General features: G+C 70.8%; 9 protein-coding genes. 1 reads left to right on the top strand and 8 read right to left on the bottom strand.

The annotated features are described in order from the left end of the window. Positions 1-13: 13 nt before the first annotated feature. From ACFXOA_RS10860 to ACFXOA_RS10825, 8 genes are all read right to left on the bottom strand, one after another. Positions 14-1,891: a discoidin domain-containing protein gene (locus tag ACFXOA_RS10860; RefSeq protein WP_385024898.1), complete on the bottom strand. Its 1,878-nt coding sequence runs from the start codon at positions 1,889-1,891 to the stop codon at positions 14-16. A 10-nt stretch (positions 1,892-1,901) separates the two neighbouring features. Beyond that, positions 1,902-3,323 (bottom strand): GH1 family beta-glucosidase, encoded by a 1,422-nt coding sequence (locus ACFXOA_RS10855; RefSeq protein ID WP_385024895.1) that lies wholly within the window; start codon positions 3,321-3,323, stop codon positions 1,902-1,904. A 52-nt stretch (positions 3,324-3,375) separates the two neighbouring features. After that, positions 3,376-4,362 (bottom strand): ABC transporter ATP-binding protein, encoded by a 987-nt coding sequence (locus ACFXOA_RS10850; protein WP_385024892.1) that lies wholly within the window; start codon positions 4,360-4,362, stop codon positions 3,376-3,378. Next, positions 4,359-5,426 carry an ABC transporter permease gene (locus ACFXOA_RS10845; protein WP_385024889.1) on the bottom strand — a complete coding sequence of 356 codons (1,068 nt, stop codon included), beginning with the start codon at positions 5,424-5,426 and terminating at the stop codon, positions 4,359-4,361. The genes ACFXOA_RS10850 and ACFXOA_RS10845 overlap by 4 nt, the downstream gene beginning before the upstream one ends. A 210-nt stretch (positions 5,427-5,636) precedes the next feature. Next, entirely contained in the window at positions 5,637-6,617 is a 981-nt protein-coding gene (locus ACFXOA_RS10840) for an ABC transporter permease (RefSeq protein ID WP_385024886.1), read from the bottom strand. Further along, complete coding sequence (locus tag ACFXOA_RS10835; RefSeq protein WP_385024884.1) at positions 6,614-7,696, bottom strand: ABC transporter ATP-binding protein; 1,083 nt, start codon at positions 7,694-7,696, stop codon at positions 6,614-6,616. Before ACFXOA_RS10835 ends, ACFXOA_RS10840 begins: the two co-directional genes overlap by 4 nt. Before the next feature lie 19 nt (positions 7,697-7,715). Beyond that, entirely contained in the window at positions 7,716-9,395 is a 1,680-nt protein-coding gene (locus ACFXOA_RS10830) for an ABC transporter substrate-binding protein (RefSeq protein WP_385024881.1), read from the bottom strand. Positions 9,396-9,525: 130 nt separating this feature from the next. Next, positions 9,526-10,500 carry a LacI family DNA-binding transcriptional regulator gene (locus ACFXOA_RS10825; RefSeq protein ID WP_385024878.1) on the bottom strand — a complete coding sequence of 325 codons (975 nt, stop codon included), beginning with the start codon at positions 10,498-10,500 and terminating at the stop codon, positions 9,526-9,528. Between the two features lie 665 nt (positions 10,501-11,165). Here ACFXOA_RS10825 and ACFXOA_RS10820 point away from each other — a divergent pair. Beyond that, positions 11,166-12,755 (top strand): amidase, encoded by a 1,590-nt coding sequence (locus ACFXOA_RS10820; protein ID WP_385024875.1) that lies wholly within the window; start codon positions 11,166-11,168, stop codon positions 12,753-12,755. Positions 12,756-12,835 lie beyond the last annotated feature (80 nt).

Genomic DNA, 12,835 nt, shown 5'->3' with positions numbered 1-12,835 from the left:
GCTCGGGGGGGCGCTACTTCTGTTCGACGCGCACCCAGTCGATTTCCGCCTTGACGCCGCCCTGGGCGACCCGGTCGACGCTGGACTGCGGCAGGCCCCAGTAGGGCTGGGTGACCTTGTTCCACCCGGCGGGGTAGGCACCGCCGAGGGCGAGGTTGAGGATGACGTACTGGTTGTGGTCGAAGACCCACTTGCCGCGCGTGGACTCCAGCTTCTGCCGGGAGGTCTGCTGGACGACGCGGTCGTCGACGGTGAAGGTCATGCCCTCGGGCGTCCACTCGACGCCGTAGGTGTGCCACTGGTCGGCGCGGCCGCCGTTCGGGTAGGTCTGCTGCCTGCCGATGTTGCCGTCGGCGGAGTAGCCGGGGCCGTGCAGGGCGGAGCTGGTCCAGTCCCCGTAGCCGATGTTCTCCATGATGTCGGTCTCGCCGGACCCGGGCCAGGAGACGGCGGGGTCGTCGACGTCGCTGCCGAGCATCCAGAAGGCGGGCCAGAAACCGTCCCCGACGGGCAGCTTCATGCGGGCGCTGACCTTGCCGTAGGTGAAGTCGAACTTGGTGTTGGTGTCGATCCGGCCGGAGGTGAAGTCGAAGGTGCCGTTGGGCGTGGAGGTGCAGCCCTTGCAGTACTTCGACTCCAGGACCAGCGAGCCGTTCTCCGTACGGATGTTGGCGGGCGAGTCGACGTACGCCTGCGACTCGCCGTTGACCGGGCCCATCTCCGTACCGGTGCGCACCACACGCCACTTGGAGCGGTCCAGGCCGGAGCCGGTGAAGTCGTCGAAGAACTTCGTGGTGTACGTGCCGCCGGGATTCTTGGGGAGCGCGGGGTAGGCGGCGTTCGCGCTGCCCCCGGTGCCCCAGACCTGGAACTCGTACAGGGAGTAGCCGAACTGGGCGGTGGACGGGGCCGGGTTGTAGAAGGAGCGGCGCTCCTTGCCGAGCATCCGTACGTAGCGGCCGGTGGCGGGCGTGGGCAGGGTGATCGTGTCGTGCCGGCCGACCGCGTCGCCCGGGGACTTCACGTCGGCGCGCCGCGCCTCGACCTCCGCGGCGGAGGGGCGGTGGACGGTGCGCCAGGTCCGGTTGTCGTCGGAGACCTGGATCTCGTAGTCGACGGCGTAGGCCGCCTCCCAGTACAGGTCGACGCTGCTGATGGTGGAGGTGGCGCCGAGGTCGACGCCCACCCAGCGCGAGGCGTTCCAGTCGGAGGACCAGCGGGAGGTGTCGGCCTTGAGGCCGGCAGGCCAGCCACCGTCGGTGATGTAGGCGGGCGAGTTCCCGGCGTGCTGGTAGAGGTCGCCGTAGGCGGGCTGGTTCAGGGCGAGGTTGGTCCGGGTGGTGGAGGCGGGGGCGGGCTCGCCGCCGTACACCTGGAAGGAGAAGAGGGAGTAGCCGTAGGGGGTGGCGCGCTCGACGCCTCGCATCCGGACGTAGCGGCCGGTGACCTCCTGCGGATAGGTGTGGGCTGTGACGGTTCCACCGGTGCCCTCGGTCTCGGTGTAGAAGGGGGTCCAGTCGGTGCCGTTCCTCGACACCTCCAGGACGTACTTCTTGCCGTACGCGGCCTCCCAGACCAGCTTGACCTGGTTGATCCGGATGGTGGAGCCGAGGTCGATCCGTATCCAGGCGTTGTCGGCGAAGTCGCTGGACCAGCGAGTGGCGGCGTCGCCGTCCGTGGCGGCGCCGGGGGCCGTACCGCCGTTCTCGCTCCCGGACGCGGTGACCGCGCCGGGGTTCGCGGCGTAGGCGGACGCCGCCCGGTCCGTGTCCCAGGCCGCGGCGGCGGCCTTCACCGCGGGGTCCGGGGCGGGGGCGGCGAGGGCCATGGGCGTGGCCAGGGAGATCAGTGCGGCCGCGGTGGTCGCCAGTAAGGTCGCGCGAGAGGGCATGGGGGTGCTCCTATTCGGATCTGCCGGTACGGGTGTTCCGGGTCAGCCGGATGGTGTCGCGGTACCACTTGGCGCTGTCCTTGAGCGTCCGCTCCTGGGTGTCGTAGTCGACGCGGACGATGCCGAATCGCTTGTCGTAGCCGTAGGCCCATTCGAAGTTGTCCATGAGCGACCAGGCGAAGTAGCCGCGGACGTCGGCTCCACGGCGGCGCGCCTCGGCCACGGCGGCGATGTGGTCGGCGAGGTAGGCGGTACGGCCGGTGTCGGGCACCGAGCCGTCCGCGGCGACGGTGTCCTCGAACGCGGCGCCGTTCTCGGTGATGACGGTCGGCAGCGCGTAGTCGTGCTGGAGCCGCAGCAGGAGATCGGTCAGCTCGGTCGGGGTGATCTCCCAGTCCATGGCCGTACGGGGCAGGTCGCGCTCGATCCCGCGCACGACGGGCAGGCCGTCGGCGTCGGTCGTCGCTCCCTCCTCGGTGACGCCGGAGAACACCGCGCCCCGGTAGAAGTTGACGCCGAGCACGTCCATCGGGGTGGCGATGGCGTCGAGGTCGCCGTCCTGGACGGGCAGCGTGATGCCCTGGGCGGCGAGGTCCTCGACCACGTCCTGCGGGTAGCGGCCGTGGACGAGCGGGTCGAGGTAGAGGCGGGTGCCCATGCCGTCGGCCCGGCGGCAGGCGTCCCGGTCGGCGTCGCTGTCGGTCTCCGGGGTGGCGGTGCCGAGGTTGAGGGTGATGCCGAGTTCGAGGGGGTTGCTCCCGGCGGCCTCACGCATCTGCCGGGCGGCGAGGCCGTGGCCCAGGAGCAGGTGGTGGACGGCGCTCAGCGCGTCGCCCATGTCGGTGCGGCCGGGGGCGTGCGCCCCGTAGGCGTAACCGAGCATGGCCGAGCACCAGGGTTCGTTGAGGGTCGTCCAGTGCTCGACCCGGTCGCCGAGCGCCTCGTACGCGAGCATGGCGTACTCCGCGAAGCGCAGGGCCGTGTCGCGGGCCGGCCAGCCGCCGGCGTCCTCCAGCTCCTGCGGCAGGTCCCAGTGGTAGAGCGTGATCCAAGGGGTGATGTCCTGCCCCTGGAGCTCGTCGATCAGCCGCTTGTAGAAGTCGAGCCCCTTGGCGTTGGCGGGGCCCCGGCCGCCCGGCTGGATGCGCGGCCAGGCGAGCGAGAAGCGGTAGGTGTCGACGCCGAGGCCGGCGATCAGCTCCACGTCCTCGGGCATCCGGTGGTAGTGGTCGCAGGCCACGTCGCCGTGGTCGGCGCGGTGCACGGCTCCGGGGACCCGGCAGAAGGTGTCCCAGATGGACGGGGTGCGGCCGTCCTCAGAGGCGGCCCCTTCGATCTGGTACGAGGAGGTGGCCACGCCCCAGCGGAAGTCGGCGGGGAGACCCTGGACGGCGGCGGGCTGCAGGCTGCTGCGGGGGGTGACGAGATTCATGGGTCTCCGTAGATCCGTTTGTCTGTGGGGTGGTGAACGGCCGGGCGTACGGTCAGGTGTGCAGCCAGCAGGCGACCTCGCGGTCCTGGCCGGCGTCCGGCGCGGCGAGGACGGGCACCCGCTGGGAGCAGGGCTCGAAGGCCTTCGCGCAGCGGGGGTGGAAGGCGCAGCCGGTGGGCATGGCGGAGAGGTGGGGCGGTGACCCGGGGATTCCGGTGAGCTCGCGCCGGGGGCCGTGGAGCGCGGGGAAGGAGTGCAGCAGGCCGTCGCTGTAGGGGTGACGGGGGTCGCGGTAGATCTCGGCGGCCGCCGCCTGTTCGACGATGCGGCCGCCGTACATGATGGCGATCCGGTCGGAGAACTCGATCAGCAGGGAGATGTCGTGGGTGATGAACACGACGGAGAAGGAGAGCCGTTCCCTGAGCTCCACCAGCTTGCGCAGGATCTGACGCTGCATCACCACGTCGAGGGCGGTGGTGGGTTCGTCCATGATGACGATCTCGGGTTCCAGGGCCAGCGCCATCGCGATCATCACACGCTGGCGCATGCCGCCGGAGAGCTGGTGCGGGTAGGCGGCGAGCCGGTCGGCGGAGATCCCGACGAGACCGAGCAGTTCCTCGGCACGAGCGGTGCGCTCCTCCTGCCGCATGCCGGGCCGGTGCGCCGCCAGTACGTCGGTGAGCTGACTGTGGACGGTGTGCACCGGGTTGAGCGAGTTCATCGCCCCCTGGAACACGATGGACAGCTCCTGCCAGCGGAAGGCGCGCAGCTCGTCCGGGGTGAGGGCGAGGATGTCGGCCGGCTCGGCGCCCTCGCGGTGGTAGCGGACGTCACCCCCGGTGATCACTCCGGGCGGGGAGAGCAGCCGGGTGACGGCATAGGCCAGCGTGGACTTGCCCGAACCCGATTCCCCGGCGAGTCCGAGGACTTCGCCCCGGTGAAGGGTGAGGTCGATGTCGCGCAGGGCGTGCACAGCGCTCGTCCCGGTGCCGTAGTCGACGTTCAGGCCGCTGATGGTGAGGATCGGCTCGGCGGTCATTCGCTGTGCTCCTTGCTGGGCGTGCCGGGCGATTCGGGGGAGCCGGCGGGCTCCGGCTCCGCGGGTGCGCCGTCGCGGACCACCGGGGTGAAGGCGGGCGCGGCGGGCGCGGCGGCGCGTGCCACGGGGGTGAAGCCGACGCGCATCCTGACCTTCCGGGAGGCACCGGTGGCGGTACGCAGGCGCGGGTTGACGAACTCGTCGATGCCGAAGTTGATGAGGGAGAGCGCGGTGCCCAGCAGGGCGATGCAGAGCCCGGCGGGGACGAACCACCACCAGGCTCCCTGTGCGAGGGCCTGGTTGGACTGGGCCCAGAAGAGCACGGTGCCCCAGTTCCAGTGGGAGATGTCTGCGACGCCGATGAAGGCGAGGGTGATCTCCGAGAGGATCGCGAAGATGACGGTCCCGACGAATCCGGACGCGATGACCGCCGTCAGGTTCGGCAGGACCTCGAAGAGGATGATCCGCCAGGTCGACTCCCCGGTGGCACGGGCCGCCTCGACGTAGTCGCGCCTTCGCAGGGAGAGGGTCTGGGCGCGCAGGACGCGCGATCCCCAGGCCCATGAGGTCAGCGCGATGACGGCCGCGATGAGCAGGTCCGTCGTGTCCTCGACGAAGCTCGCGATGATGATGATCAGGGGCAGTCCGGGGATCACGAGGAAGATGTTGGAGAGCATCGAGAGCACCTCGTCGGCGGCGCCCCCGAGGAAGCCGGCGGTGACCCCGATGATCACGGACAGCACGGTCGCGAGGATCCCGGCGAGGAATCCGACGACGAGCACGCCCCGGGTGCCGACCAGGATCTGCGAGAGCACGTCCTGACCGGTGTGCGTCGTGCCGAACCAGTGCTCGGCGGAAGGCGGTTGCAGCAGCTGGTCGCTCATCGCGTCCGGGTCGTAGGGCGCGATCCAGGGGCCGATGACGGCGAGGAGCACGAAGAACGCGAGGATCAGCAGCCCGGTGCGGGTCTTCCCGCCGCGCAGGAACCGCAGCCTGGCGCGGGTGGGCGCGGCGGGAGCGGGGACATCGTCCAGTACGGCTACGTCGGTGGCGGTGACGGCCATGTCAGGGCCTCTCTTCCGGAGCAGGCCGGATCGGGGAGCGTGGTCTGGTGCGTGCAGCCGCACGGCGGAGGAGGGAGGCGGCGCGGGGGCCCGTCGAGTGACGGCGACGCCGCTGGGGGCCCCTCCCTGCTCGAGCGAAGCCGGGAGTTCGGGGGAGCGCGTGCCGGGCCGCGCGAGCCGGGCACGGCCCGGAGGAGAGGCGGAGGCCCACTAGGCCTCCTTGCGGGTGCGCGGGTCGAGGAGGGCGTAGGCCATGTCGGCCAGCAGGTTCGCGGCCAGCACGGAGAGGGTGATGACCAGGAAGACGCCCTGCATCAGCGGGTAGTCCTTCGCCCCGACCGCCTGGAGGAGCCGGAAGCCGATGCCCGGGTAGTTGAAGACCATCTCCACCAGCAGAGTGCCGCTGACGATGAAGCCGAGGGAGAGGGCGAAGCCGGAGATGTTGGGGAGCACCGCGTTGCGGGCGGCGTAGGAGAACATCACCCGCCGCTCGGAGAGCCCCTTGGCCTGCGCCACCATGACGTAGTCCTCGGAGGAGACCGTCACCATCATGTTGCGCATGCCGAGGATCCAGCCGGCGACGGCGCTGAGCACGATCGTGATCCCGGGCAGCACCCCGTGGTAGAGGGCGCTGGAGATGAACGGCCAGTCGAAGGCCGGGACCAGCGAGCTGTCGTAGCCGCCCTCGAAGGGGAAGAGCGGCCACTTCACCGCGAAGAGGGCGATGGCGATGAGCCCCAGCCAGAAGTACGGGACGGAGGAGATGAACGTGGTGACGGGCAGCAGTCCGTCGAGCCAGGAACCCCGCCGCCAGCCGCTGTAGACGCCGATGCCCGTGCCGAGGAGGAAGCTGATCAGCGTGGTGATCCCCACCAGGGCGAGCGTCCACGGCATCGAGTCGGAGAGGACCTCACCGACCGGGGTGGGGAAGTAGGTGAAGGACAGGCCGAGGTCGCCGTGGAACAGGCTCGACCAGTAGTCGGTGTACTGGGACCAGAGGGACTGGTTCTCGTTCAGGCCGAACAGCGCCTTCAGGGAGGCTATGGCGGTGGTGTCGAGCTGTCCCTGGTACTTGCTGAGCAGTGCTTCGACGGGGTCGCCCGGCATCAGCCGGGGGATCAGGAAGTTGATGGTGATCGCGGCCCACGCGGTGACGGCGTAGAAGGCGAGGCGCTGGAGGACGTACTTCACTTCGCCGTCTCCTTCGCGGTCGCGTCGCCGGCCGGGTCGCCGCCGTTCGTGGAGTCGTACAGCCAGCACGCCGCCCACTGGCCGTCGGCCAGGTCGAAGCGCGGCGGGAGTTCGGTGCGGCAGCGCTCCATCGCCTTGGGGCAGCGGGGGTGGAAGCGGCATCCGGCCGGCGGGGTGATCAGGGACGGGGGCTCGCCGCTCCCGGCCTCCTCCTGGTCGGCCTCGTCCGCGATCCGGTCCGGGTCGGGGGCGGAGGCGATCAGCAGCTGGGTGTAGGGGTGGGCGGGGTGCTGGGTGACCGTCTCGCTGTCACCGCCCTCGACGATGCGTCCGGCGTACATCACCAGGGTGGTGTCGGCGAAGTAGCGTGCGGACGCGATGTCGTGGGTGATGTAGAGGATCGCGAGACGGAGCCGCTCCTTGAGGTCGCGGAGCAGGTTGAGCACGCCGAGCCGGATCGACACGTCGAGCATCGAGACCGGCTCGTCGGCGAGCAGCACCTGGGGGTCGGCGCCGAGCGCGCGCGCGATCGCGACGCGCTGGCGCTGCCCTCCCGACAGCTCGTGCGGGAACTTGTCCAGGTACTGATGAGGAGGAGTCAGCTGGACGCGTTCCAGCAGGGCCGTCAGGTTCTTCTCCAGTTCCGCGTCCCCGCTCCCCGCCCGGCCGTGGATCTTCAGGGCGCGGGTCAGGTGGTAGCGCACGGTGTGCACCGGGTTGAGCGAGGCGAACGGGTCCTGGAAGATCAGCTGGACCTGCTTGACGTAGGTACGGAAGGACCGGCCACGCCCGGCCTTGACCGCCGCGCCGCCCAGGTGGATCTCACCCGCGGTGAGCGGGTACAGCTGGGCGAGCAGCCGTGCGACGGTGGACTTGCCGGAGCCCGACTCCCCCACCAGTGCCGTGACGGTGCCGCGCCGGAGCTCCAGCGAGACGTCGTCGACGGCGTGGACGGTGCGGTGTCTGCGGGCGAGGAGGTCGCCGGCGGTACGCCGCACGGGGAAGTGCTTGGTGACTCCGCGTGCTTCGAGCACCACATCGGTCCCGGTGCGCACGTCTGCGGACTGTTCGGTGGTCATGGCCGGTTCTTCCCCGTACTTACTTGGCGGGCTTGAGGTTCAGCACGACCTGCAGAGCGTCGGGCTGGGTGTGCTGCGGAGCCGCGTACGGGTCCTTCTCGGTGGGCCAGCCCACCCAGTTCTTCGTGGAGTACTCGGCGCCGATCGGGGCCGCGGCGGTCGGGATGACCGGTGCCTGCTCGACCATGATCTTCTGCAGCGTGTTCATCGCCTTGGTGCGCGTGGCGTCGTCCGTGGCGTTGGCGTACTCCCTCAGCGCGGCCGTCGCCTCGGGGCTCTTGAAGCGGCCGAAGTTGCCCACCTGGGAGGACTTGCCGATGGGCTGGAGGATCGCCTCGTCCATGATGTTCTGGTACATGTCGTACGGCGTGGCACCGCTGTTGGTCCAGTGCAGGGTGGCGTCGAAGTTGCCGGTGGCGACGTCCGTGCCCCAGGCCTCGGCGGTCTGGGTCTTGACCTTGGCCTCGATGCCCAGCTGCTTGATGTTGTCCTTGATGATCGAGAGCCCGGTGATGTAGTCGTTCCAGCCGGCCGGGTCGGTGAAGGTCAGCGTCACCGGCTTGCCGCTCGGGTCCTTGAGCACGCCGCCGCTGAGCTTGAAGCCGGCGTCCGCGAGCACCTTCTTGGCACCGGCGACGTCGGGCGCCGTGGTGGCGCTCTTGTACTCCGGCGCGAGGAAGGGCTCACCCGCGGGCAGCGGGATGCCGGTCGGGTTGGTGATCTCCGGGTACAGGGTCGCCTGGGCCTGGATGTGGATCGCCTTGCGGTCGACGACCATGGCCATCGCCTTGCGCAGGGCGGGGTTGTCGAACGGCTTGCGGGCGGTGTTGAACCACAGGCCGTGGATGCCGAGCCCGGACGGGAACCAGAGCTTGTGGTTCTTCTGGTCCTTGGCGATGTAGAGCTGCTTGTAGTTCGGCATGAAGACGAACGACCACTCGAGCTTGCCGCTGGCCAGCGCGGTCGTGGCGGCGCTGTTGTCGTTGTACCCCGTGTAGCGCAGCTCCTTGACCTTGGTCTCGCCCTTCCAGTAGGTGGGCGTGGCCGTCAGGGTGGTGGTCTGCGGGGTGAACGTCTTCAGCTTGTACGGTCCGGAGCCGACCGGGGTCCGGTTGGGCCAGGTCTCCGGGTTCTCGACCTTCTCCCAGATGTGCTTGGGCACCACGAAGGTCGAGGTGATCTTGTTCTGGTTGACGAACTGGGATTCCTTGAAGGTCAGGACGACCTTCTCGCCCTCGACCGCGATGCCGTCGAAGGGGATGCCGTTGCTGTTGAGCGCCGGGTGCTTCTTCAGGAGTTCGAAGGTGAAGGCGACGTCGGCGGCGGTCAGCGGCTTGCCGTCGGCCCACTTGGCCCGCTTGTCGAGCGTGAAGGTGAGCTTGGTGAAGTTGGACTCCCAGTCCCACGCGGTCGCGAGCCAGGGGTCCGCCTTCTCGGTGGGGCGGATCTGGTTCGGCATCGCCAGGGGCTCGTAGACCATGAACCGGTAGCCGAGCGTGGCCGCCGCCGAGGTGGCCAGGAACGGGTTGCTGTTGTCGGCCTGCGGTCCGTCGGGCTTGCCGAGGGTCAGCACGCCGGAGGCGCCGGCTCCGCCTCCCTTGTTGGCACCCGAGTTGGCGGACGAGCAGCCGGCGGCGAGAGCCACCACGGCGGTGGCGACTGAGAGCGCTCTCAGGGTGTGACGGCGGCGTACGGACATGGCGACTCCAGGAGGACTGCGGGTCTGGGAGATCCGGTGTGGACAGCGCTCGACGCGCCGGGGCGGGTGGTGCGGGTGCCGTTGCGGCTGGTGCGGGGACAGGGGCGGATGCCCGGCGGAGCCGGGTCCGTTACGGCGCCGAGTGGCGCACGACCAGTTCGGTGGGCAGGACGACGGGGCCGTCCGGTACGTCGGTGCCGCCGAGGTGCGCGAGCAGCAGCCGGGCGGCCACCTCGCCCATCTGGCGCGTGGGCTGGTGCACGGTGGTCAGCGGCGGTTCGGTGTGCTCGGCCATCGGGATGTCGTCGAAGCCGACCACCGCGATGTCGTCGGGTACGCGGCGGCCGGCGGCCCTCAGGGCGCGCAGGACGCCCGCGGCGGTGATGTCGTTGTGGGCGAACACCGCGTCGAACTCCACCCCGGCGGCGAGGAGTTCCTCGACGGCGAGACGGCCCCCGCGCTCGGTGAAGTCCCCGTCCACCACCAGCTCGGTGGGAAGGACCGAACGAAAGCCCTCCAGCCGGTCGTTCACGCAGCCGAAGTGCCTCGGGCCCGTGACGACCAGGGGCCTGGTGCGACCCGCGGCCCGGAGGTGACGGGCCGCCGACGCGCCCCCCTCGCGATTGGTGGTCACGACGGAGGGGAATTCGGGGTGGTGCCCCCGGTCGTCGATCAGGACGATCGGCAGCCCGGAGTGGTGCAGGGCGGTGAGCTGGTCGAGCGTGTTCTCCGGCTCGACCACGACCAGACCGTCGAAGGCGCGCGCCGACACCTGGGTGGTGAAGCGCTCGACGGACTCGGCACCCCGGTTGCAGGTGAAGAGCAGCAGGCCGTAGTCGGCGGCCTCGACCGTGTCGACCACTCCCTGGAGCACTTCACCCATCCACGGCCAGGTGAGCGAGGGAACCAGCATCCCGACGGTCCGGCTGCTCCCGCGGGCCAGGCCGACGGCTCCCGAGCTCGGCACGTAACCCAGGTGTGCGATCACTTCACGAACACGGGCGGCCGTCGCACCGTCCACTTCCCCCTTGAGGTTGATGACCCGCGACACGGTCGTCTTGCTGACGCCGGCCTCACGGGCGACATCGGCGATGGTGACGCGCATCGGAGCCTCCAGGGACAAGGCGGGGCAGGGGAGTTGGGCGGTGGCGGTACCGGTTCCGCAACCGGTCCCGGAACCGGTACCGGCGTTGCGGCTGGAGTTAACCGCGCTGGAACAGAGGCGTCAATACTTCACGCCGAGATTGGTCCGTACCCATGCGCCGCGACCCTCCGGCAGTCACCTCGTTCATTTCCTGAACGCACGAATCCCTTGACGTGGGCGCGGGAGGGCAGTTCACTCGCAGGTCACGCCCCTTTGCCCGCGCGGACGAGGACACCGCTCCCGCCTCGCGGCCGTCGGCATGCCCGACCGCCCCGGGGACGGACCGGGACGGTCGGGGGGCGGTGCCCGCGCGGCGCGCACGGCCCGGCCGGACACCGGCCCCGCGGGCATGGGGGCGCGCGGCGGCGCGGCCCTTGCGCTCACCACGCCACCCTCATATCGTTTGAGGTCAAACAATCAAGGGAGTCCGCGCTGCCGACCGGCGGGCGGACGTCCCGCCCGCGCCCGGTCGCCCCACCCCCGGCCAGGCACGGGCTCCTCCGGCCGGGCCCGGACCGCGCGCCGATCCGCCCGCGAGCGCCGTCGGCTCCCCCTTCGCCCGCACGCCGCGCGTCCGCCGCCCGGACGCACCGGACGGCGTGCGGCCCGACCCCCTGGAAGGCCTCATGCCCAGTGCACCGCGACGGACCTCAGCCGACTCCCCCACGACGTCCCTCGGCAGACGGCGCTTCCTCTCCGCCTCCGGGGCCCTCGGCGCGGGCGCCGCGCTGGGCGGAGCGGCTCCGGCGGGCGCGGCGGCCGGCTCCGGCCGGCGCCCGGGGCGACCCGACGAGATCGTCACCCTGGAGGCGCGCCGCCTGTCCTCGGCGGTGAAGCTCCGCCAGGTGTCGTGCGAGGAGGTCATGGAGGCCTACCTGCGCCACATCGAGGAGATCAACCCGCGGGTGAACGCCGTGGTGGGCATGCGGGACCCGGAAGCCTGCATGGACGAGGCACGCGAGCGGGACCGCGATCTGCGCAGCGGGCGCCACCTGGGCTGGATGCACGGGCTGCCGCACGCGGTCAAGGACCTCTCTCCCGCGAAGGGCCTTCCCTGGACGGAGGGTTCCCCCGTGCACAGGCACCGGATCGCCTCCACCGACGCGCTCTTCGTGGACCGGATCAAGAGGGCCGGAGCCGTCGTCATCGGCAAGACCAACACCCCCGAGTTCGGTCTCGGCTCGCAGACGTACAACTCCGTCTGGGGCACCACGGGCAACGCGTACGACCCGTCCCTGACGGCCGGCGGCAGCAGCGGGGGTGCGGCGTCCGCGGTCGCGCTGCGGATGCTCCCGGTCGCCGACGGCAGCGACTACATGGGGTCGCTGCGCAACCCCGCCGCCTTCAACGGCGTGGTCGGTTTCCGGCCGAGCGCGGGCCGGGTGCCCAACCCGGGGTACGTCGCACAGCTCGGGACGGCCGGGCCCATGGGCCGTACCGTCGCCGACGTGGCGGCCCTGCTCTCCGTGATGGCGGGACCCGACCCGAGCGCACCGCTCGGGATCGACGAGGACCCCGCGGTCTTCTCCGCCTCCCTGAAGCGCGACTTCCGTGGCGCCCGCATCGCCTGGGTCGGCGACTGGAACGGTCATCTCCCGTTCGATCCGGGCGTGCTGGACGTGTGCCGGAAGTCCTTCGCCGCCTTCGAGTCCCTGGGCTGCACCGTCGAGGAGGCCCTCCCGGCGATGCCGCCCGCGGACATCTGGCGCACGTTCCTCGTCTGGCGCTGGTGGCAGAACCTGGGTCTCCACGATCTCTACGAGGATCCCGGGACCCGCGCCCTGATGAAGCCGGAGGCGGTCTGGGAGGTGGAGCACGGGGCGGGCCTGAGCGCGCTGGACATCTCGCGGGCCGTGGCCGCCCGCGACCGCTTCCAGCGTTCCCTGCTCGACCTGTTCGACCGGTACGACTACGTGCTCGCGCCCACGACGCAGGTCTTCCCCTTCTCCAAGGAGGTCCACTGGCCCGACTCCGTGGGCGGCTGCCGGATGGACACCTACCACCGGTGGATGGAGACGGTCGCGCCGTGGTCGCTGAGCGGTCTGCCCGTCGCCGCCCTGCCGGCCGGCCTCGACGACGCGGGGCTGCCCACCGGTGTGCAGCTGATCGGGAAGGACCGGGCCGACCGGGCCGTCCTGCAACTGGCTTACGCCTACGAGGCGGCGGCCCCCTGGACGCGCACGGCTCCGCCCCTGCTGGGGCCGGGCTCCGCGTGATCCGGCCGGGGGCCGCGACCGCCGGTGCGCGGCCCCCGGCCGGAAGTCCGCGCCGTCCGCGCAGGGGGCACGGGCCCGTG

The organism is Streptomyces sp. NPDC059166 (genome assembly GCF_042755185.1).
Taxonomy (GTDB): Bacteria; Actinomycetota; Actinomycetes; order Streptomycetales; family Streptomycetaceae; genus Streptomyces.
The sequence above is the reverse complement of the archived record's forward strand: the minus strand, read 5'-3'. Positions and strand labels throughout refer to the sequence as shown.

Excerpts from the sequence above, each read along its gene's own strand:
- ACFXOA_RS10860 (WP_385024898.1), bottom strand. The coding sequence starts at position 1,891 with ATGCCCTCTCGCGCGACCTTACTGGCGACCACCGCGGCCGCACTGATC.
- ACFXOA_RS10855 (WP_385024895.1), bottom strand. The coding sequence starts at position 3,323 with ATGAATCTCGTCACCCCCCGCAGCAGCCTGCAGCCCGCCGCCGTCCAG.
- ACFXOA_RS10850 (WP_385024892.1), bottom strand. The coding sequence starts at position 4,362 with ATGACCGCCGAGCCGATCCTCACCATCAGCGGCCTGAACGTCGACTAC.
- ACFXOA_RS10845 (WP_385024889.1), bottom strand. The coding sequence starts at position 5,426 with ATGGCCGTCACCGCCACCGACGTAGCCGTACTGGACGATGTCCCCGCT.
- ACFXOA_RS10835 (WP_385024884.1), bottom strand. The coding sequence starts at position 7,696 with ATGACCACCGAACAGTCCGCAGACGTGCGCACCGGGACCGATGTGGTG.
- ACFXOA_RS10830 (WP_385024881.1), bottom strand. The coding sequence starts at position 9,395 with ATGTCCGTACGCCGCCGTCACACCCTGAGAGCGCTCTCAGTCGCCACC.
- ACFXOA_RS10825 (WP_385024878.1), bottom strand. The coding sequence starts at position 10,500 with ATGCGCGTCACCATCGCCGATGTCGCCCGTGAGGCCGGCGTCAGCAAG.
- ACFXOA_RS10820 (WP_385024875.1), top strand. The coding sequence starts at position 11,166 with ATGCCCAGTGCACCGCGACGGACCTCAGCCGACTCCCCCACGACGTCC.